At 61.4% G+C, this 22,319-nt stretch carries 13 protein-coding genes and 4 tRNA genes; 4 read left to right on the top strand and 13 right to left on the bottom strand.

The genetic code is table 11. The features are described 5' to 3' along the window. Positions 1-52 precede the first annotated feature (52 nt). Positions 53-3,337 carry an EAL domain-containing protein gene (locus tag BMX68_RS08560; protein ID WP_017133664.1) on the top strand — a complete coding sequence of 1,095 codons (3,285 nt, stop codon included), beginning with the start codon at positions 53-55 and terminating at the stop codon, positions 3,335-3,337. A gap of 47 nt (positions 3,338-3,384) precedes the next feature. On the opposite strand, the gene BMX68_RS08555 is transcribed toward BMX68_RS08560, so the two are convergent. The 9 genes from BMX68_RS08555 to BMX68_RS25385 all read right to left on the bottom strand — a co-directional run bounded on the left by BMX68_RS08555 (position 3,385) and on the right by BMX68_RS25385 (position 9,014). Next, positions 3,385-3,834, bottom strand: coding sequence for an Hsp20 family protein (locus tag BMX68_RS08555; protein WP_017133665.1), 450 nt, complete (start codon positions 3,832-3,834; stop codon positions 3,385-3,387). A 111-nt stretch (positions 3,835-3,945) separates the two neighbouring features. Further along, positions 3,946-4,905, bottom strand: a complete 960-nt coding sequence (locus BMX68_RS08550; RefSeq protein ID WP_017133666.1) for a tRNA dihydrouridine synthase — start codon at positions 4,903-4,905, stop codon at positions 3,946-3,948. Positions 4,906-4,981: 76 nt separating this feature from the next. Next, the gene (locus tag BMX68_RS08545) at positions 4,982-5,416 is read right to left on the bottom strand and encodes an acyl-CoA thioesterase (protein WP_017133667.1); all 435 of its coding nucleotides are present in this window, start codon (positions 5,414-5,416) and stop codon (positions 4,982-4,984) included. Positions 5,417-5,640: 224 nt separating this feature from the next. Next, positions 5,641-5,716: transfer RNA gene (locus BMX68_RS08540), tRNA-Glu, on the bottom strand. Positions 5,717-5,796: 80 nt separating this feature from the next. Then, positions 5,797-5,872, bottom strand: a tRNA-Ala gene (locus tag BMX68_RS08535). Between the two features lie 56 nt (positions 5,873-5,928). Then, positions 5,929-6,004, bottom strand: a tRNA-Glu gene (locus tag BMX68_RS08530). Positions 6,005-6,090: 86 nt separating this feature from the next. Further along, positions 6,091-6,166, bottom strand: a tRNA-Ala gene (locus BMX68_RS08525). Positions 6,167-6,388: 222 nt separating this feature from the next. Further along, complete coding sequence (gltX, locus tag BMX68_RS08520) at positions 6,389-7,870, bottom strand: glutamate--tRNA ligase (RefSeq protein WP_017133668.1); 1,482 nt, start codon at positions 7,868-7,870, stop codon at positions 6,389-6,391. Between the two features lie 235 nt (positions 7,871-8,105). Continuing rightward, positions 8,106-9,014, bottom strand: coding sequence for an HET-C-related protein (locus tag BMX68_RS25385; RefSeq protein ID WP_157214262.1), 909 nt, complete (start codon positions 9,012-9,014; stop codon positions 8,106-8,108). A gap of 374 nt (positions 9,015-9,388) precedes the next feature. Between BMX68_RS25385 and BMX68_RS08510 the strand changes: the two genes are divergently transcribed. From BMX68_RS08510 to BMX68_RS08500, 3 genes are all read left to right on the top strand, one after another. Continuing rightward, positions 9,389-10,333: a 2-hydroxyacid dehydrogenase gene (locus BMX68_RS08510; protein ID WP_017133670.1), complete on the top strand. Its 945-nt coding sequence runs from the start codon at positions 9,389-9,391 to the stop codon at positions 10,331-10,333. A 334-nt stretch (positions 10,334-10,667) separates the two neighbouring features. Further along, positions 10,668-12,494 (top strand): glycoside hydrolase family 15 protein, encoded by a 1,827-nt coding sequence (locus BMX68_RS08505; RefSeq protein ID WP_017133671.1) that lies wholly within the window; start codon positions 10,668-10,670, stop codon positions 12,492-12,494. 244 nt (positions 12,495-12,738) lie between these two features. Further along, positions 12,739-14,061: an Nramp family divalent metal transporter gene (locus BMX68_RS08500; RefSeq protein ID WP_017133672.1), complete on the top strand. Its 1,323-nt coding sequence runs from the start codon at positions 12,739-12,741 to the stop codon at positions 14,059-14,061. A gap of 58 nt (positions 14,062-14,119) precedes the next feature. On the opposite strand, the gene BMX68_RS08495 is transcribed toward BMX68_RS08500, so the two are convergent. From BMX68_RS08495 to BMX68_RS08480, 4 genes are all read right to left on the bottom strand, one after another. After that, entirely contained in the window at positions 14,120-16,327 is a 2,208-nt protein-coding gene (locus BMX68_RS08495) for a PKD domain-containing protein (protein WP_026013367.1), read from the bottom strand. Positions 16,328-16,649: 322 nt separating this feature from the next. Continuing rightward, positions 16,650-17,741 carry a type VI secretion system protein TssA gene (gene tssA, locus BMX68_RS08490; protein ID WP_074862031.1) on the bottom strand — a complete coding sequence of 364 codons (1,092 nt, stop codon included), beginning with the start codon at positions 17,739-17,741 and terminating at the stop codon, positions 16,650-16,652. Beyond that, positions 17,738-21,547 carry a type VI secretion system protein gene (locus BMX68_RS08485; RefSeq protein ID WP_017133674.1) on the bottom strand — a complete coding sequence of 1,270 codons (3,810 nt, stop codon included), beginning with the start codon at positions 21,545-21,547 and terminating at the stop codon, positions 17,738-17,740. The genes tssA and BMX68_RS08485 overlap by 4 nt, the downstream gene beginning before the upstream one ends. Further along, positions 21,544-22,305, bottom strand: coding sequence for a DotU family type IV/VI secretion system protein (locus BMX68_RS08480; RefSeq protein WP_017133675.1), 762 nt, complete (start codon positions 22,303-22,305; stop codon positions 21,544-21,546). Before BMX68_RS08480 ends, BMX68_RS08485 begins: the two co-directional genes overlap by 4 nt. Between the last annotated feature and the right edge of the window lie 14 nt (positions 22,306-22,319).

The following is a 22,319-nucleotide window of genomic DNA, read 5'->3' as shown; positions in this document are numbered from 1 at the left end:
CCATCAGGTCTTTGCAGCAAAAACATTCCTTTCATCCCAAGGACTGCTGTTGATGCCCAAGCATGCTAGCCGTATTCCGCCATTGCCACGCATCCATGCCCTTGACCCCAACGAATCGGAAAAGAGCTGGGAAAGCGCACCACAATTATTGGCCGCCCTCAATGGTGCGCGTCTCGGGGCCTGGTATTGGGACATCGAAAGCGGTCTGATCAGTTGGTCCCGTGGCACTCAGGCGCTGTTTGGCTTCGACCCCCACCAGCCGCTGCCCAAGGACCTCGACTACCTTGAACTGCTGCCGGCCGAGGACCGTGCCCGTACAGTGCGAGCCTTTCATGCCGTGCTGGCCGGAGAGCCACTGGAACAGGCGATGCGTCATCGCATTCAGTGGCCGGACGGCAGCCTGCACTGGCTGGAGGTCAATGGTAGCCTGCTGCCGGACAAGAGCGGCAAGCCACGGATGATCGGCGTGATCCGCGAAATCACTCACCAGCGCCAGCGCGAACACGCCCTTAGCAGCTCGGAAAAGCGCTTTGCCACGCTGTTCCACCTGTGTCCGAACATGGTGTTGCTGACTCGCGAGGAAGATGGCCTGATCAGTGAGGCCAACCAGTATTTCGAAAGCCTGTTCGGCTGGCCGGCGCGCCAGGTAATCGGCCTGACCACCGTCGAGCTGGACTTGTGGGTGCATCCCGAAGAGCGCGAGCGGTTGGTCAAATCCCTGCGGGCCAAGGGCGAGTCGGTTAGCCAGGAAGTACAACTGCGCGGTAGCAACGGGCGAATTCACGACGGCATCCTCAGTGCCCAGCGGGTCGAACTGGAAGGGCAGGCCTACCTGCTCAGCACCTTTCTCGACACCACCGAACAGAAAAATGCCGAGCAAGCGCTCAAGGACAGCCAGGAACGCCTCGATCTGGCGCTGAATTCGGCCCAACTGGGGACCTGGGACTGGCATATCCCCAGCGGCATGCTCTATGGTTCGGCGCGGGCGGCGCAGTTGCACGGTCGGGAGCCACAGCCGTTCCATGAGCCCTTCGACGCGTTCTTCGACAGCGTTCCTACCGAAGAACGCGACAATATGCGCCAGGCCTATCGCAGCCTGCGCGAAGGCCCGGAGGGCAACTACCAACTGACCTACCGGGTGCAGTTGGAAAACGGCACCTCGCGCTACCTGGAAAGCCGTGCCCGGCTCTACCTCGACAGCGAGGGCAACCCGCTGCGCATGGCCGGCACCCTGCTCGATATCACCGAGCAGGTCGAGCGCGAAAGGCGCCTGCAGGCGTCGGAAGAGAAGTTCGCCAGCCTGTTCCAGGCCAGCCCCGATCCGATTTGCGTGACCCTACAGGACAGCGGACAGTTTATCGAGATCAACTCGGCGTTCACCCAGACCTTTGGCTGGAACATCGACGAGATCCGCCATCGCAGCGCACAACAGATCGGCCTCTGGGACGACTCGGACAAGCGCCTGTACCGCATCCAACAGCTAATCCGCGACAAGGCGCTGAACAATGTGGCGGTCATCGTCCACCACAAGAGCGGCCAGGCCCTGACCTGTGTGATCATCAGCCGGCAGATCGTGGTCGAGGAACAACCCTGCATCGTCACCACCCTGCATGACATCACTCAGCAGCAACGGGCCGCGGCCGCGCTCAAGGCGAGCGAGGAGAAATTCGCCAAAGCCTTTCACTCCAGTCCCGACGCCATCATCATCACCGAGCGCGATAGCGGGCGCTATCTGGAGGTCAACGACGGTTTCTGCCGGCTGACCGGCTACACCAGCAGCGAGGTGATCGGGCGTACCGTGTATGAACTCGGTATCTGGGCCGACCACAAACAGCGTACCGCCCTGCTCAACGAACTCAAGGAAAGGGGCCACGTCCACCATCGCGATATGCTCGGGCGCAACAAACGCGGCGATGTGCTGACGGTGGAGCTCTCGGTCGAGCCCATCACCCTCAACGAAACCGCCTGCCTGCTGCTGACCGCCCGCGATATCAGCCTACTCAAGAACGCCCAGGCGCAGATTCGTCATCTGGCCTACCACGACTCGCTAACCAACCTGCCCAACCGTGCTCTGTTGATGGATCGCCTGAGCCAGCAGATCGCCCTGCTCAAGCAGCACCACCTGCGCGGCGCCCTGCTGTTCCTCGACCTGGACCACTTCAAACACATTAACGATTCCCTCGGTCATCCGGTCGGCGATACGGTGCTCAAGGTGGTCACCGCGCGCCTGGAAGCCAGCGTGCGCACCGAGGACACCGTGGCCCGTCTCGGCGGTGACGAATTCGTGGTATTGCTCAGCGGCCTCGATGGCTCGCGTAGTGAAGTCACGCAGAAGGTCCGCGATCTGGCGGACACGATCCGTGAGCTACTGGCCGAGCCGATGTTTCTCGACGGCCACCGCTTGCAGGTGACCCCGAGCATCGGCGTGGCCCTTATCCCAGACCACGGCTCAACCCCTGCCGACCTGCTCAAGCGCGCCGATATCGCGCTGTATCGGGCCAAGGACTCCGGACGCAATATCACCCAGATGTTCCACAGCACCATGCAGAAGGCCGCCAGCGAACGCCTGCGCGTGGAAAACGACTTGCGCCAGGCGCTTTCCCGGGGCGAATTCAGCGTGCACTTCCAGCCCCAGGTCGACGCCCGCGACAACAGCATTGTCGGCGCCGAAGCCCTGGTGCGTTGGCATCACCCCGAGCTGGGCGCGCAATCGCCCACCGAGTTCATCAAAGTGCTGGAAGACAGCGGATTGATCCTGGAGGTCGGCACCTGGATCCTCGATCATGCTTGCGAGGCGTTTGGCGTGCTGCTGCGCGACGGGCTGATCCCACGCTCCTTCAGCCTGTGCGTGAACATCAGCCCGCGCCAGTTCCGCCAGGCCGACTTCGTCGAGCGCGTGCAACACACGCTGGTGCGGCACAACGTGCCGTCATCGATACTCAAGCTGGAAATCACCGAAGGCATCGTGATCCAGAACATGGAAGACACCATCAGCAAGATGCGTCGCCTGAACAAGATCGGCGTCAGTTTCGCCATGGATGATTTCGGCACCGGCTATTCGTCACTCACCTATCTCAAGCGCTTGCCGGTGGACGCGCTGAAAATCGACCAGTCGTTTGTCCGTGATGCGACCCATGACCCCAACGACGCGGAGATCATCCGTGCGATTGTCGCCATGGCTCGCAGCCTCGGGCTGACGGTGATTGCCGAAGGCGTGGAACTGGCCGAACAACTGGTATTCCTTGAGGGGCTGGGCTGTCACCTGTACCAGGGCTACCTACACAGCCGGCCATTGCCCATGGAGGAATTCAGGAAGCTGCTGACCAGCATCCCCTGAAACACAGAACCCCGCCGAAGCGGGGTTCTGGTCTTGTGGGCTTGCGCTTAGTGCTGCAAAGCCGCTTGTTGCGCGCCGTTGATCGGGATGCGCTTGGCTTTCGCCTCTTCCGGCACGACCCGCAACAGGTCGATATTCAACAGGCCGTTGCTCAAGCCAGCGGCCTTGACCTCGATATGGTCGGCCAGGCGGAACGATAACTTGAAGGCGCGCTGGGCGATACCCTGATGCAGGTAGCTGACGCTTTCAGCCTTGGGCTCACGTTTGCCGCCACTGACAGTCAGCACGCCTTTTTCGACTTGCAGCTCCAGGTCTTCTTCCTGGAAACCGGCTGCCGCGACGACGATGCGGTACTGATCTTCGCCGTGTTTCTCGACGTTGTATGGGGGGTAGCTGCTGCCCGGCTCATTGCGCAGCGCGGTTTCGAACAGATCGTTGAAACGGTCGAAGCCGACGGAAGAACGGAACAGTGGAGCCAGGGAAAATGCAGTAGTCATGTCAATCTCCTGAAGTTCAGCGAGTGGTTTTAGCCGCGACCCGAATTCGGCATCGCGTACTCCTTAGATAGGAGCACCGCCATGCATTTCAAGAGAGTGTGCAGATTTTTTTCAAGCGACTTCAGGCAGCGGCGCATTCACCAGGCGCCCGACCGCGTCGCAATCGGTCTCCCGGCGCACGGTATTGAACAGCTCGACGGCCTGCGGGTAATTGCGGGTCAACATCGCCAGCCACTGCTTCAGGCGGCCGGGCGCCTGGCGTGGCGTCAGTTGCGTGACCACTTGTGCCCAGAAGTCGCGGATCAACGGTTGCAGGTCGGCCCAGCTCATCTCGACCACCTCCTCGCCAGCCCGCGCCGCCACGATCTGTCGGGCCAGGTCCGGGCGTGACACCAGGCCGCGACCGAGCATGAAGTCCTCGGCGCCGCTGACTTCGCGGCAACGCCGCCAATCTTCCACCGACCAGATATCGCCATTGGCGAACACCGGCACCTTGACCACTTCCTGTACCCGCGCCACCCACTCCCAATGAGCCGGTGGCTTGTAGCCGTCGACCTTGGTTCGTGCGTGCACGACAATCTGCGATGCGCCGCCTTCGGCCAGAGCGATGCCGCAGACCAGCGCACCATCCGGGCTGTCGAAGCCCAGGCGCATCTTCGCCGTCACCGGGATATGCGCAGGCACCGCCCGGCGCACCTGCTCGACGATACTGTTGAGCAGTTCCGGCTCCTTGAGCAGCACCGCCCCGCCCCGGGACTTGTTCACCGTTTTGGCCGGACAACCGAAGTTCAGGTCGATGACCTGCGACCCCAGCTCACACGCCAATGCCGCATTTTCCGCCAGGCACACCGGATCGGAACCCAGTAACTGCACCCGCAGCGGCACGCCGGCAGCGGTCCGGGCTTCGCTCAGCAATTCGGGGGCGAACTTGTGGAAATAGGCTGGCATCAACAGCGAGTCATTGACCCGGATAAACTCGGTGACACACCAGTCGATGCCGCCAACCCGAGTCAGGACATCGCGCAGGATGTTGTCGACCAATCCCTCCATGGGCGCCAGGGCAATTTGCATCGGTACTCTCATCGAAAAAAGCGGTCACAGAAAAAGGGCGGCAGTTTACGGGCTTCTTGCGTAAACCGGTACCTCCTCAGACCGGCTGCACCGCCGAACCATAGCCTTCGAGAAACTCCGCCGGCATGCGCTTGGGCCGGCCACTGGACAGCTCGATGCAAACAAAGGTGGTTTGCGCGCGCAACAGCGTCAGGTTGTCGCTGGGACGGACCAGTTGGAACCGGCGAGTCATTTTCAGGCGCCGGTCCCACTCGACGATCCAGGTCGCCAGTTGCAGTTCGTCGCCTTCATAGGCTGGCGCCAGGTAATCGATCTCGTGGCGCACCACCGCCATCGCTCGGTCCAGCCGGCGATACTCGGCCAGGTCCAGCCCCAGGCGCTGCGAATGACGCCAGGCACAACGTTCCAGCCAGGTGACATACGCCGCGTTATTGGCGTGCCCGAGGCCGTCGATGTCCTCGGCGGCCACCTGCAGGTCGAGGGTGAAGGGTGTCGCCAGATCCCAGCTCATGTATCACTCCCGGTCAATTCAAAGACCGGGGCAGTGTAACGGATCCAGCCCAAAGTGCTCATTGCGTGCCACCTCGGACCAGAGGTGCAACCTGTCAGAGCGCCGCCGACTGGGCGGCGTGCAACAAAAACGGAATTCAGCGCGAAAAGGTCAAACGCCAGACAAACAAAAGGGCCATTCAATAAGTGAATGACCCTTATAAAATCCCGCAAAGCGGGCAATCGTGGCGTCCCCTAGGGGACTCGAACCCCTGTTACCGCCGTGAAAGGGCGGTGTCCTAGGCCACTAGACGAAGGGGACACAAACCCTTCTATACAGCTGATCGGCACTCAATACCGATCAATTCAAGGCCAGTGTGGCCAGGCCCTGAACTGTAAATTTGGTGGAGCTAGACGGGATCGAACCGTCGACCTCTTGCATGCCATGCAAGCGCTCTCCCAGCTGAGCTATAGCCCCAGGTTTTTCGCCTCGCGGCGGAGTGACGGCAATTTGCGCTATCACTTCTGTAAAGCTGGCGTCCCCTAGGGGACTCGAACCCCTGTTACCGCCGTGAAAGGGCGGTGTCCTAGGCCACTAGACGAAGGGGACGTAACCCTTGTGTACCTGATCGGTGTTGATTCCGATCTTTCGGTACAAGCCCCAGAGCAGTCTAGCCTACCCTGCGACCTCTAAATTGGTGGAGCTAGACGGGATCGAACCGTCGACCTCTTGCATGCCATGCAAGCGCTCTCCCAGCTGAGCTATAGCCCCACATTCAACACTCACGCCACAGCGCTATGGCTGCCCTGTTTGCGTGTTGTCTTGTGGACGGGGCGCATATTAAGTGTGACCTACTTCCCTGTCAAATTTTTTTTAAACAATTTTCAAAGAAATTTTCCGGGATAACAATCACTTACCGGCCTCTGCGAAAAACCGGGGGGTGGCGGCCACGCCTCCTGCCAATGAAACCGCAGTGGCGTGGCGGCCACGGACTCAGGCAATCGTGCCCAGCAGCTTTTCCCACTCCTTGTTTTCTTTCTTCGAGACGCCACCCAGCAGGTCCAGCGCCTGGCGCAGGCGGAAGCGCGTCAGGTCGGGGCCGAGGATTTCCATCGCATCAAGCACCGACACCGAGCTCGCCTGCCCGGTAATCGAGGCGAACATCAACGGCATGGCATCACGCAGTTTAAGCGCCAAAGCATCGACCACTGCCTGGATGGTGGCGGTGATGCTGTCCTTTTCCCACTGGCGCAGACTCTCCAGCTTCCACAGGATCAATTGCATCAGCTTGCGCACCTCATCCGCTGAGAGCTTCTTGTGCTCGAACAGTTTGGCGTCCAGCGCCAGGCTGCCGGCGAAGAAGAAATTCGCCAGTGGCGCGACCTGGCTGAAAGTCTCGACGCGGCCCTGGACCAGCGGCGCGATCCGCATCAGGTACTCAGGATTCAATGCCCAATGGCGCACGCGACTGGCGAACTGTTCCACCGACAGTTCGCGCAGCCACTGGCCGTTGAGCCAGGACAGCTTCTCGATATCGAAAATCGGCCCGCCGAGAGAGACACGGGACAGGTCGAAGTGGTCGACCATTTCCTGCAGCGAGAACTTCTCGCGCTCGTCAGGCATCGACCAGCCCATACGACCCAGGTAGTTGAGCATGGCCTCGGGCATAAAGCCCATGCGCTCGTAGAAAGTGACCGAGGTCGGATTCTTGCGCTTGGACAGCTTGCTCTTGTCCGGGTTGCGCAGCAGCGGCATATAGCAGAGCTGCGGCTGTTCCCAGCCGAAGTATTCGTAGAGCAGGATCAGTTTCGGCGCCGACGGCAGCCACTCCTCGCCACGCAGCACATGAGTGATGCCCATCAGGTGGTCATCGACCACGTTGGCCAGGAAGTAGGTCGGCAGGCCATCGGCCTTCATCAACACTTGCATATCCATGCGATCCCAGGGGATCTCGACGTCGCCGCGCAACATGTCCGGCACCACGCAGATGCCCTCGGTCGGCACCTTCATGCGGATCACATGGGGTTCGCCAGCCGCCAGGCGGTGGGCCACTTCGTCCTTCGACAGCAACAGCGCACGACCATCGTAGCGTGGGGTCTCGCCACGGGCCATCTGCTCGGCGCGCATCTGGTCCAGCTCTTCGGCGGTACAAAAACAGGGGAAGGCATGACCCATGTCGACCAATTGTTGGGTGTACTGCTTGTAGATCTCGCTACGCTCGCTCTGCCGGTACGGGCCGTGCGGCCCGCCCACGTCCGGGCCTTCGGCCCAGGTGATGCCCAGCCAGTTCAGCGCATCAAAAATCTGCTGTTCGGACTCGCGGGTCGAGCGCAACTGATCGGTGTCTTCGATCCGCAGAATGAACTCACCGCCATGCTGCTTGGCAAAGCAGTAGTTGAACAAGGCGATGTAGGCGGTACCAACATGGGGGTCCCCAGTAGGCGATGGCGCGATGCGAGTGCGAACGGTGGTCATGGGCGGTCTCGAAATAGAGATAAAACAAAGGGCGAATGGTAACAGGCCGACATGCCTCGTCTCCAGCATGGACGCCGGACAGAAGGCACATAAGCCAGGCTGCCCGGTAAAAATGGCGCCAGGCCGCTAAAATCGGGCGGGTGGTGCAAATCGCCATGACTCCGTCGACGCCCACGGGCTTCTCGTCTCGCCCCTGGTATGTTGCATGGCGCGGAGCGGCTCCTGCGACCAGCATTTAACCCGCAGAAAGCAAGCGGCGATCGACCAACACATCAAAACCTACTTTGCCGCCATTGGCCTTGAGCAGAATCGGCCATTTCTCAAATGCATACTTGATCAAATTGGCTGAGTCTTTCTTAGCCAGATCCACAGCCATGGCGTAGCGAGTCATATTTGGAAAACGCGAACTCTGCAAAGCGCCAGGCGAACCTGCCTTGGCGCTATCCTTTGCGAGTTGCCCATGGGTTGGCGAGCCGATTGCACAACGCTTCGGACTGCCCCAACTGACATAGCCCGACACAAGCCCATGTTCGCGCAATTCCCGCACGCGTAACCTGCCCTCGGGTGTCCATACACTGATCGCAGGCACCTGCGCCCAGGTGCTGTATTGCTCCTCGGACAATTCAACATAATTGGAATGGGCATAAAAATCCTGAACGGCATGTAACGCCTGGCCTAAAGAAAAGAAAGCTTTCTGAAGTGCCGCTTCATACGCCATCATACTTCCTTGCAGTTCTAGCTCTTTTGCAAAGTTCGCTCTGGTGCCCACCTCACTCAACAATTGATCAATGTACTCTTCGGCGCCAGAAAAGTCGCAGTTGTCAAAATGGGCCTTGGACTGCATCTGATGCCCGGTATCTTGCCAGTACATTGCGGCACGCAAAGACCCAACGTACCTATTAGCCACCAGGCTTGAGAGCGCGCTTTCATGACCGGGAAACTTGAAACTCGGCTCAGGCGAGCAATTGATACAAACAACCATCGTATTACGAGCATCAATGACTGGAACACTCCAGATGCGAACTCCAGGTGGATGATCTACTCCTGAAGAAAGCGGTGAATCAGTAGCCGCCGCCCCTGTAGACAAGAACCCGAACAAACACAGAAATAGCATTACTTTGTGCGGTTTAGCATCGATGTTCATGGTATTTCCAACCCTGCTGTTAAATGGACCACCAGAGCATCGGGAGAAGCTGATCTCTCGAGTAACCTCGGGATGGTGCATAAGGTATAAGCAAGAAAACCGAGTCCTGCCGGCCAATTCATGGCAAAAGGCAGCATAAGCTTTGCTACTGGATCGATCAGCTCAGTCCCGGAGTTGCCGTGTCCGAGCAGTAACCCGCCAGACGGCGGCGTCCAACCGTGCAAAACCGGCACCCGGCGGCGATCCGGCTTTCTGGGTTTTGGGGGCAACGCCTGCCCTGCGAGAAACCATGTCGTCGGGCGAGAGCGGGCTTGCCCGCAACGGCAACTCAGGAGTAGTTTGCCGCCATCCACTGACCGAAGGCGGAGAGCCGCATGTCCAACGTAGTTCTGGTGTTGACCGAAACCGTCGACGAATACTTGCCGATTATCGAGCACCATGGCTTCGAGCTGATTCGAGCACCGACGGCCGTGCTGCGAGCCGAAGCCATCGCCGCTCACGGCCAGCGTATCAATGCCGTCCTGACTCGCGGCCCGCTGGGCCTGTTCGCCGATGAAATCGCCGCCTTGCCCCTGCTGGAAATCATCTGCGTGATTGGCGCCGGTTACGAAAAGGTCGACCTGCACGCCGCCGCGCAACGCGGCATCGTCGTGACCAACGGTGCCGGTACCAACGCCTCGTCGGTAGCCGATCACGCCATGGCCCTGCTGCTGTCGCTGGTGCGCGATATTCCCCGGGCCGATGCGTCGGTACGCCGTGGCGAATGGCGCAAGCTGATGCGCCCGTCCCTGGGCGGCAAGCGCCTGGGCATTCTCGGCATGGGCGCGGTCGGCGTGGCGATTGCCCAACGCGCGGCCCTCGGTTTTGGTATGTCGGTGAGCTACCACAACCGCCGCCAGCGCGAGGACATCGGCTATGCCTATTGCGCAACCCCGGTCGAACTCGCGCAGGCCTCGGACTTCCTGATCGTCGCCACGCCGGGCGGCGCCGGCACCCACGGCCTGATCGATCGACAAGCCCTGGAAGCCCTGGGACCGGAAGGATTCATCGTCAATATCGCCCGCGCCAGCGTCGTGCGGACCGCCGACCTCGTGAACGCGCTGGAACAAGGCCGGATTGCCGGGGCCGCGCTGGATGTCTTCGATGACGAACCGAATGTACCGCAGGTACTCAAGGGATTGCCCAACGTCGTGCTCACCCCCCATGTCGCCGGCCTTTCGCCGCAGGCCTCCGAAGCCACGGTCAAGCTGGTGGCGGAGAATCTTCTGGCATATTTTGCCGGTAAGCCGCTACTCACGCCCGTCCCCCTTCCCGGCTGACCGCCAACTCGCCGTTGATCGGGACCGCCGATGCCCCGGAACCCTGCGACGCGCCGGGGCACTACCTAGTGACCTGTGTGATGAGTTCTATGAGTCAATTTCGGCGCCACAAGCCCTGGCCGGCGTTGCTGTTCCTCGCCATAGCCCGGCTAGACGGGTCACAGCGCCTTGGCCATGGACGCGTGGCATCCGAGCTTGAGCTAACGAACTCACCGTACAGGCCACTAGCAATCGAGCTGAACTCCGCCGAGGAATGCCAGTCAGCTTGGTGAGTGCCTTCAAACGCGCACACTGACAGTGCCATCCCCCCTACATAGGCAGGAGTTTCGCGGCCATGGTCGATCTTTCCAAAGAACCCCAAAGCGCGATCGAGGCCCACGGCATCATCGGCGACATGAGCAGCGCCGCGCTGATCAACGACCGTGGCAGTGTCGATTTTTTCTGCTGGCCGGCCTTTGACAGCCCCTCGATCTTCTGCGCCCTGCTCGACAGTCCGCAGGCGGGGATTTTCCAACTGGCTCCCGACCTGCCCGACGCTCGCCGCGAACAGATCTACCTGCCCGATACCAATGTCCTGCAGACCCGCTGGCTGAGCGCCGGAGCCGTGGTAGAAATCACCGACCTGCTGCCCATCAGCGACGACGAAGACGACCTGCCCATGCTGCTCCGCCGGGTGCGGATGGTCAGCGGCCACGCTACCTTCCATATGTGCTGCGCCGTGCGCCATGACTATGCGCGCGCCGCGACCCGCGCCCGACTCGACGATCATGATGTGTGCTTCGATGCGCCCGACCAGCCCAGCCTGCGCCTGTGTGCCGACCAACCGTTGCAACTGCGGCACAACGCCGCCGTCGCCACCTTCCGGCTGGAACAGGGGCAAAACGCCGAATTCCTCCTCGGCGGCGCCGACGATCCGCGAATCAAGGTCGGCGGCGGCGACCTCGCCTTGCAACGGACCCTGACCTTCTGGCGACACTGGATCGGCCGCTCCAACTATCGGGGTCGCTGGCGCGAAGCGGTCAATCGCTCGGCCCTGGTGCTCAAACTGCTGACCTCGCGCAAGCATGGCGCCATCCTCGCCGCCGCCACATTCGGTCTGCCGGAAAGCCCCGGCGGTCAACGCAACTGGGACTATCGCTACACCTGGATCCGGGATGCCTCGTTTACCATCTACGCCTTCATGCGCCTGGGCTATACCGAAGAAGCCAATGGCTTTATGCGCTGGCTGCGTGGGCGCGTCGGCGATTGCAGTGACCAGCCCTTGAAACTGAATATCCTCTATGCCATCGACGGCACCCAGCAATTGCCCGAAACCGAACTCAAACATCTGTCCGGCCATGGCAATGCCCGCCCGGTGCGCATCGGCAACCAGGCCTATGACCAGATCCAGTTGGATATCTTCGGCGAGTTGCTGGACGCGGTGTACCTGACCAACAAATACGGCGAAGCGATTTCCCAGGAAGGCTGGCTGCATGTCAGCCAGATTGTCGATCAGGTCTGCGCAACCTGGGACCACGCCGATGTCGGGATCTGGGAAATGCGCGGCGAGAAACACCATTTCCTGCACTCGCGACTGATGTGTTGGGTCGCCCTCGACCGCGCCATCCGTCTGGCCTCCAAGCGCTCGCTACCGGCACCTTTCGCCCGTTGGGACAAGACCCGCCAGGCAATCCACAGCGACATCTGGAACAACTTCTGGAATCGGGAGCACGGGCATTTCGTCCAACATATCGGTGGCACCGGCCTCGACGGCTCGATGCTACTGATGCCGCTGGTACGTTTTGTCGGCGCCACCGACCCGCGCTGGCTGGCCACCCTGGAGGCCATCGAGAAAAGCCTGGTGCGCGCCGGCATGGTCTATCGGTATCGCAACGACGATCATCCCATCGACGGCCTGCCGGGCACCGAAGGCGCCTTCGCCGCCTGCTCGTTCTGGTACGTCGAGTGCCTGGCTCGCGCTGGCCGCGTGGAACAGGCGCATCTGGAGTTCGAGCAACTGCTGCGCTATGCCAACCCGTTGGGTTTGTATGCCGAAGAGTTCGATCCCCAGGCCCGGCATCTGGGCAACACCCCACAGGCCCTGACCCACCTGGCGCTGATCAGCGCGGCGTGTTTCCTCGACCGCAAACTCAGCAGTGATATGACACCGTGGCAGCCGTGAGACATACCTCGTCGATACCTGTCTGGTATGTGATGTGAAGTTCCAGGAATTCGATCCCCTCGAACTACATGATCGTGTAAATATTTATTTGATTATACGAATGCTTATCATATAGATTATTAAATATGCATTTCACTATCAATCAATAATCCCCGCGTGATGCCAAGGTCACCCAACAGGGCTTGGGCTGGAACCCGCAAGCGTCTAAGCTGGGGAATCCCTCTCTTCAGCCTCGGATCGCCGCGTGAAATTCAATTTGCCGAAAGTGGCCACCGCCCCCTTCTGTCCCTCCGAAGTGAACGGCTCGATTGCAGTCGACGGCGCTGCGCCGTTTTTTAAGCGCGTCTTGCGCTTCGCCGGGCCTGGACTGCTGGTGTCCATCGGCTACATGGACCCCGGCAACTGGGCCACGGCGATTGAGGCCGGCTCGCGCTATGGCTACAACCTGCTGTTCGTGGTGCTGCTGGCAAGCCTGGCGGGCATGGCCGTGCAATGCCTGTGTTCGCGCCTGGGCATCGCCACCGGTCGCGACCTGGCGCAACTGTGCCGCGAGCGCTACAGCCCCCGTTCGGCGCGAACCCAGTGGCTGCTGGCGGAAGTCTCGATCATCGCCACGGACCTGGCTGAGGTGCTGGGCTGTGCGCTGGCCTTCCACCTGCTGCTGGGCTGTTCGCTGACTTTCGGGATTGTCCTGACCGCCTTCGATACCCTGTTGATCCTGGCCTTGCAGAACCGCGGATTCCGGCGCCTGGAAGCGATCATGTTGGTGTTAATGGCGACCATCGGCGGGTGTTTTTTTGTTGAGCTGGTGCTGATCAAACCCTATTGGCCGGACGTGTTCAACGGCTTCAAGCCGTCCATGTCGGCGCTGACCGACGCCGCGCCGCTGTATCTGGCGATCGGCATCCTCGGAGCCACGGTGATGCCCCACAACCTCTACCTGCACACCTCGATTGTCCAGACCCGGTTAATCGGCAAGGACCGGGCCAGCCGTCAGGACGCGGTCCGCCTGGCGCGGGTCGATACCATCGGTTCACTGGCCCTGGCGCTGCTGGTCAACGCGGCGATTCTGATCCTCGCGGCGGCAGCCTTTCATCAGTCCGGGCACACCGATGTCGTGGAGATCCAAGACGCCTATCACCTGCTTGATCCACTGGTCGGCGGAGCCTTCGCCAGCACCCTGTTCGGCATCGCCCTGCTGGCGTCGGGGCAAAGCTCGACCTTTACCGGAACCATCGCCGGGCAGGTGATCATGGAAGGTTACCTGAACCTGAAGATTCCCTGCTGGCAGCGCCGCTTGATCACCCGTGGGCTGGCCCTGATCCCAGCCTTTATCGGCGTCTGGCTGATGGGCGAAGGCGCGGTGGGCAAACTGCTGGTCCTGAGCCAGGTGGTGCTCAGCCTGCAACTGCCGTTTGCCCTGTACCCGTTGATCCGCATGACTGGCGATGAACGCCTGATGGGCGAGTTCGTCAACCGTTGGTATACCCAGGGCCTCGCCTGGGGGCTGTTCGCTGTAATCAGCGGGGCGAATATCTGGCTGATTGCGCAGGTGTTCAGCGAGTGACGCAACAACGCCCCGACTTCCGTCGGGGCGCCTTTCTATCAGTGTCTCAATCAATGCCTCACGGACAGATGTGGTCGCCGAGCAATGTCCAGGCGCTACCCGGTGGTTGAGTGTTTATCCAGTATTTGGCCTGATACAACTTGCCCTGGTGAATTACCTGGTTGCCCGCGACATAAGGCCGTCCAGTCTGCCAAGGCACCGGCAGGTGGCTGATCAGGGTAAAGGCATCGGTTTTGTCCGGCGAGATACCACGGCTCGACCAGCCGGCTCGCCAGACCACCCCGTTATGCTGCACCATATCGCCGCCGACATAAGTCCTGAGCGTATCCCATTGCGGGTAAAGCCCGGCGTTCGGGTCGGTCGGAATACAGCCTTCTCCGCCACCGGATCCGGCGACCACCCTCACCTTCTTGGTTTTTGTGTCGTTGCGCCCCTGCGCGTCACGCACAGTGAGTTGCACCATACGCTCTCCCGCGGTGGCCGGCGCGGTGGCGTTGAGACGTTGGCTGCTGGAATTGGCGGGGGTGAAACCAGGCAGGACCCATGCATAAGTCAGTTGGTTGCCCGTCGAGGCCGCCGCCGAAAACTCAAGGGGCTTACCGGTTTCGACCTGCTCATGGGCGCTGATGACGGCCACGGGAGCGGGACTGGAAGGCTCGGCGCTGACATTGACAGTCTGGCTATCGCTGAGTTCGTCACTGTTGGTCACCGTCAGGCGGAAGCTGAAAATCATGCTGTGCCCCACCGCCGGAACCCGTGCCTGCGCCTCCCGTGACGAACTGCCGGTGATGCTGACCTCCGGCGTCCCGTCCGTCTGCTCCCAACGATAGCGCAACGCCCCACCCGCCGGGTCGGAAGACTGCGAGCCATCGAGCAGGACCACCTGTGGGCCGGTCACGGCCGAAGGCTCAGCCCTGGCCACCGCATAGGGGGGAAGGGCTTCCACCGGATCCGGGTAGAAATTCGCCACTACCGGCGCCCGCAATGCCCAGACCCTGGCGTTGTCGCTGACATTCACAACCCCCAGGGGCGCTTCCTTGTAAGTGCGATAAGGGTTCGACCAGTAATTGATCACGCTGCAACGGGAACAGTAAGGCGCCATGATCGTTGACCAACGAATGTCGCCCGAGGTTTTCTGATGGCCGGAACCAAAGGGAAACACATTGCCCTGTGCTTCTTCGGGCGTGTGATCGGCACCGAGATTGTGGCCAATTTCGTGCTGGACCGTCGTACCGTCCGAGAAACATGTCCAGTCAACCGCCCCGTAGGCCGTTTCCTTGCTCGAATTCAACGTAGCCAGGCCGCAGTAGGAGCGGATATCCGCCACCAGCACCACCAGGTCCGCACGATGCTCATCGCGTAGCGCCCAGGTCGGTGCCCCCAGATCCGGGTCGGATCGGCTCTCGATCTTGTCCAGCAGCCGATCGCCGTCCGCCTGGGGCAGTTGGTCGTAATTGACAATGTAAGTACCGGCACTCTCGAAGCGGGTAGGAATGTCACTGTTGACGAAGGATTGGTTCGACTCCTCGATCACCAGGGCGGCCTGGGCTTGCAGGCCCGCATTGCCACCGAGCTTCTCTACAGCCAGTGGCGTGGCGACGATCATCACCCGGATCGTGCTGATTCCGTCACGCGGGCGTGGCCCGACCTCCGACTCCATCGTTGCCGCACCTGAGTCCTTGCGAATGACAAGCTCGCCCTGTTCATTCGCCTCGTCGAAGCGTCCCCTCTTCGTCTGATCGACCTTCACCAGGACCTGCCCGCCATGATTGAGTGGCAGGATTCTGTAGACTTCGCCGCCCACCCGGACGATCCCGGTGATCTGATCGGCGTTACGCACCAGAATCACCGAATTCAACTCATCGACCAGTACCTCGTGCTTGGCCCCACCTGGGTCGTTTGCGCCCGGCGCGGAGATTTCCCCTCGCCAGATGGATCCGGTAGCGGTGGTACGGTAGAACAGCTTGCGTGCGGTAACAACACGACCATCGCCCAACGGAATCCGAACCACGTCGAGTTGATCGGACAACAGGTCCGCATGGGTCTGCACCCGATGTACCGAAGTAAACATCTGTACTCCCAGGATCGCCGCCAACGCCGGATCATTCGTTTGTCGCATCTGTTGTGGGGATTGCGCGGATTCGATGGTCAACAGGCTATCTGTCGCCCAGGCGACAGGGGCAACGGTCAACAGACAGAGAATCCACGCGAACAAGCTGTAGCGTTTCCATGAGCCGGATCGCGCACCGGACAGGTGACAAGTCATAACACTCTCCCATTCGAACGGACAAAGCGCCGCCTTGGCAGTTCGTACATTGGTGTTTTGGTGGGGGTGCTGATGACGATCGACTACGCGCTACACCATGATGGATGCGCTGGCACGCACCCTACGACTCAAACGCCTGCTCGCCGGCATTCGAAAGCCGTTTCAACACGACGGGAAGCTGACTGGATCACTACGCCTACTACCTTCCCAGGTGAAACAGACGTCCGGCCTCGACCAGTACCCTGGACAGTAAAGGCCTGTTGCACTGCACAGGAGAGTCTAGACATAAAATCGCCAGGCAAACGAGGTTGCCCGACAATTGTCACAACACACCCAGCAATGCCCACACCCGCCGTGCCTCGGCATCGGAGGAAATCAACTCCGACAACAGCTCGTTCAACGGCTTGTTGCCCCACGCCACCGCCTTCTTGACCACATAGGGTACCGGGCTGTGAGGCTCGGTCTTGGCCAGGTAGTCGGCAATCAGCAACAACTGCCGGTAAGCCTCCTCGCGACTGCAAGGAGCAGCCGGGCGAGATGCCTGCTGCGTGGTGGCGGCAGCTACCGGCTCATCCTCCTCGACATCGGTAGGGGTCGGTACCACGGGCGGCTCAGGTTGCTGGGGGTGCATGGCGATAAACTCCTGGGTCAGTGTGCTCAAGGCCTGCATGACGTCACGCAAAGGCCCGCAAGTCGGGGCGAGCTCCGCCAAATAATGGTCGACCCACTGCTCCAGCGCTTCCAACTGGTGCAACGACGCCAGCAACAGATTCTGGTTGTGCAGCCACCAGGACAGCGGCGTGGCGCGAATCAGTTCGTTGACCTTCTGCTGCTCCAGCCGTGCCGCCTCGACGATGGCCTTGGCGCTCTTGTTGTCCCCAGTCAGCACTTGCCGGCCCTGCAACTGCTGCCAGCCATACAGGCTCATTCCGGAAAAATCGTTGCCGCCACCGGGGGCAAACAACGGCACCCGCGTATGCAGCACCTCGGCATAGCGCCGCACTAGCCAGTCCACGGGTGTCACCCGCCAGGACCGGTCGCCCTCCTCGGCCTGCGGGTGCAACTGGTCGGGGTAGCGTTCGCACAACCCCAGCAGCAACGCCAATGCCGCCCGCAACCCTTCAAGCCCATGCCGGTGCAACCAGGCCTCACCGAGCCAGGCCGCGACCATCAGGTCTTTGCTGCGGCTGCGCAGGATCTCGCTGGCCAACTGTTCGACGCCGGCCCACTCGGCCCGCTTGATCTCCTTTTCCCAAACCCCATTGGACAGGCTGGTGTCATCCTCGCGCCGCAGTTCGCGTAAGCGATCGTAGTCGGCCTCGTAGCGCAGGTTCTGCCCACACGGCGCCTCTGCGCAAATCGCCACGAGCAGCGGTTCCACCAACAGCGACAATCCGCTGCCCGACTGATTCATAAGGCCCCCGGATGGCTGCTCACGGTGCTGGCCGTGCCAAAATTCGAAAAAGGCGACGCCGGCGCCCGCACCGGCAGCGGCACCAGCGACAATGGCAGCTTGCCGCCCTGGGTCATCAGCGACAGGCGGATAAACATGGTGGTCTGGCTGTCACCGTTGATCGAACCGCGCACCGGCAGGCGCAAGGTCAGGGGGAAGTCACTGTAGTCCATGTTCGGCTGCCGTATCACCGACAGGTGTGAACGCATCATCCGCAACAACGACCATGGTCCACCATACTCCCAATCGGCTTCCAAGTCGGCGACCGCCAGGCTCGGTTGCAGCGGATCGCTGACCGGTCGCTCGGACCCATTGCGCGCCCAGCGCAGCATCAGACGGATCGGTTGCCCGAGCATCCAACGCAAGCGCTGTTGGGCCTCTCCCGGATAGTTGATCTGCTGGCTGCCGGCATTCAGGCTCCAGGCGATCACCTGATCGGCGCCGCGCTCCTCCTCGCGGTCGGTGCGCCAGCGTACCTCCATGTCAAAGCCGATCATCCCGCTCGGGTCTCGCCGGAACAACGGTCCGAGCCAGACCCGCGCCTGTTTCAAGCGTTCGAGGAAATCCGCCGCTGCCAGCCGTTCGGGCGACTGGCTCAGCAGCAGGCCAGCCTGGGCCTTGGGCAAGCGGGTGTCGATCAGCTCAAGCAGATGCTGGACCCGCGCCGGTTCGGCATCCGCCGCCTGCACACCGTGGGAAAACGGAAAACGCTCGGACAGGTACTGGTTGAAGTAACCGGCCAACTCATTCCAGGCGCTGATCGCTTGTGCCTGCTGCAACGCCTGGCAGCGACGCATGGCCTCCTGCTGCAAGGTCACCGCCCGCAACGCCAACTCGCCAGGGTCGGCCGGCAGGTTGGCCGACGAGAGGATCTGGGCACAACTGCCGGCGTCCATATCGATAAAATCACGACTGACCAGTTGCTCGATCAACGCCGGTGAACTGGCCGGGTTCTGCTCCTTGTACTTGAGTAATTCATCGTGCAGGGAATTGAGGCGCGTGAATCGCTCATAGTCCCCCACCCCAAGGTTGCGCTGCTGGACCCGGAGCCACTCAAGCGCCGGCGCCCGCGCCTCGGCAATATTCTGCATGGCGGTGAACTGCTGCTTGAGATCGAGCTTCAGGTCCGGCACATCGTTGGCTCGGAACAACTGCAAGCCGAGGTTCTTCGAGCCATCCCAACTGTCGATATCGACCCGCTCGTGGAACACCGCCTGCGCATTGATCTGCTCCAGGCCGCTGCTGACCTCGGCCAGCGCCCGGCGGTTGAGGGAGTTTTGCAGGTTGCTCGCCAGGTCTGCCCGCTTAAGCTCGATAAACGCACTGTGTACCGCCAACGCCTGATCGGTCTTGATATTGAACGCTGCCGTCCCCGCTGCCTGACCGCGATTGCCTTCAACGCTCAGCCACATGGCCTTGGCTGCAGCATTTTCGGCGACACGCAGCATCGGTCCGCGATAGGCCGGCGGGATGCGCGGCATGTCCTCGCTGGCGTAACTCTTGTAGCTGGCAAAATACGTCAGGGCATTGTTCAGGTCGTCGCTGTCGAGGCTCTGATAGCTGCTCCCGGCACTGTCGTCGGTACGCATGGCCATGGCGACAAAATCGCGCCGAAACAGCGCCGCGATGGCGTTGTTCAATTGCAGGACATGCTCCTGCAACACCAGTTGGCCGCTGCCTTGCTGGATCAGCAGGTTGCCCCGAGAACCGGCCTTGGCGATCCACTGGTCGCGGAAACTCTGCCGCAGCCTCGCCGCCTGATCTTCCAGGCTCTGCTCCAGCGGTGCGCCGAGCAAAGCACTCTGACGTACCTTGTCCATCAGTGCGCTGTAGCCGGGGACCAGATCCTGGCCCTTACCGCGACTCCAGGTGGAGTTGGTCAGGCTGACCACCGCCTGCAGGTCCTCGATCATCGCCTTGAGGTCTTCCAGCTCCGTCAGGGAGTTCACCGCACCGGACTCCAACTGGTCCAGGTGCAACTTCAGGTAGCCCGCCTGGCGGACGAAGTTTTCGGCCAAATAGTACTGATCCAACCAGCGCCCCATCAGCTCCTTAAAGTTTTCGCCGATGGTCAGGCGCTCGGTCGGCAGGTCCAGGCGTATCAGGTTCGACAGGTCCATCTTTGCCAAGTGCTGGTTATAGAATGCCGCCCGCTGGAGCGTCCCGGCATTGAGGTTGAGCCCCAGGGCCAGGTTGCCCAGGGACGCCAGCTCATCCAGCGGTGTTTTGTGGTTGTTCACCGCCTTGGTAAACAACAGGTATTGCTGTTCCAACGCCGTAGCCCGCTCCACCAGATCCTTGGATTTGACGTAGGTCTGCCACTGCGCCGGGTCTTCGCCTTCCAGGTTGGGACGCCGGTCGGTGTTCTGGATTGCCCTGAGTTGCGTCAGGTTCATCTGCAACAACTCACCCAGCGGCAGCACCATATGCTTCATGGCCATGTCGCGCAGCATCCGGTCACGCTCATGATCGAGGTAGGAAAACCAGGAACTGGGCAATACCAGCGAGGTGAAGTGCCAACGCGGCGACTGTTCCATAAGCTGCCAGAACGCCTGTACATTGCGTCGGGTCGGCCCCAGCCGGTGATTTTCGTCAACCACCGTGACATAGCCCTTCTGCGCGCCCTCCAACAACTGCGCCAGCTCACGGGCATCCTTGAGCGAATCCTGCCAGACCCAGACCATCGCCACCGCCCAGACCAGCCCGACCAGCGCCGCCGTCACGCCGACCACCCGCTGCCAGCGCCGACGCAACCGTAACAGACGTGGCACCACTTGGGCCAAGCCCTGTTCGGCAGCGATCCGCCGTTGCCAGAGCGACCGGGAGAAGGTGCTTTGCAGCAGTGGGACATCGCCGGCGCAAAGCGCCGACGCCGAGCTCGACGCCTCGCTGGCGGTGAAATACACACCGCGAAACTGCGGAGCCTCGTTCTGTGCATTGCCCTGGAAAACCGGATCGAGCAGGGTCTGCAGGTTGCCGCGCAGGGCCTCGAAACGCTCCGGCAGGCCGTACAAGTCTTCACCCAAGTGCCCAGACAGCGCGCCGATTTCGCTAATCGCCTCCACCAGCACCCGTGTCACCTGGTCCAGTGCCTGGTCGCTCCATTCCGATTGCCAGAGGGTTTCCGGAGCAAATGGTGAAGTCCAGCCAAGGATCCGCTCGCGGGACGCCTTGGGCAACGCGGCGATCAGTTCCTGGAAGCCGGGGATCTGCTCCATGTCGGTGACCAGCACATACACCGGTAGACTCAGGCCCAGGTACTGCAATAAGTCGATAAAACGCCGGCGGGCCGCGATACCCAGGGCCGCTGCCTGCTCATCGTCCCACAGGCGACTGGCCGAGACGGTCCAGATCACCCCGTCCAGCGGGCGCCGGGCACGTAAGCGCAGGATCAACCCAAGCAACCGCCACCAACTGCCACGCTTGAGCTTGAGCCCTTCATCCGGCAGGAACAACGCCTCTGGCACCACCAGCACCGCGCCATCGGGATCGGACCACCAGCGCCCGAACCAGGCCGGCTTGTCCGTGGGCAGCAGATGCCAGCTGGAACACAGTTGCGCGCCCCGGACATCGTTGCCGAGCATCAACAACCAGCGCAACTGATAGCGGTCCCGCACGCCCTGTTCCTGCTCCATCTGCCGAACGGCGCCGTAGAAACTGCGAATCGCCGCGCCGCTCTGGGTGCGTAACCACCAGATCGCCAGGGCCAGCAACGCCAGCACCAGCAGCACGCCGACCACCCCGGTGAGAATCGCCGGGGTACTCAAGGGTTCTGCTCCGCCGATGCATCGACACGGTCTTGCCGCATCGCCGATTGCACCTGCGCGTTGATGTCGTACCAAAAGTAGTGGCTGAGGCCGATCAGCAGCAGCGTCCCCACGAGAATCGCCAAGGCCAGGCGCAGGCCGTCCGGCAGCGATTGGCGAGTCGGCAGCCGCCGCGCCGGCACATTGCTCGGGCGCTCGAGGCAATCGCTGACATCGACATAATCCGGCTCACGCTGCCAGGCGAAGGCAAACAACGCACGGCGCCACTTTTCATGCACGACCAGCCCGCTTTCTCCACGCAGGCGCCCGTGAAAACCGAGCATCAAGCATTGCAAGTAGACGTTGGCGAGGTCGCGACTGGCGGGCACTTCGTCCGCCAGGAGTTTCTCGATTGCCAGGGGAATCTGCTCGCCGGCATGGCGCGAGGCATACAGCAGCGACTCCAGGGGATCGCTCTGCCAGGTCGGTTGCCCCGGCCAGGTGGCGTACAACAGGGTTTCATCCACCAATGCGACAAAGGCATACACCGTGGCCTTGACCTGATGCTCGGCCGAGTCACCGACACTGGCAAAGGCGCCGCGCCAGAGCTTGCGACTGATCTTCGTGGAAAACTCCGCCACCGTGCCGACCTGCCGTGGCACATCCTCGTCGTCCTTGTTCAAGCCGCTCCAGGCCTCCAGCCACTCCAACCAGGCCTGGCGAAAGGCGCTGCTCAAGGGTGACTGTTGCAAGCCCGTTCCGATGTTTCCATCTGGCATTGCCTTCCCCTTCC

Source organism: Pseudomonas agarici (assembly GCF_900109755.1).
In the GTDB taxonomy this organism is placed as follows: Bacteria; Pseudomonadota; Gammaproteobacteria; order Pseudomonadales; family Pseudomonadaceae; genus Aquipseudomonas; species Aquipseudomonas agarici.
Note: the sequence above shows the minus strand (reverse complement) of the source record. Positions and strands in the feature narration are given on the sequence as shown.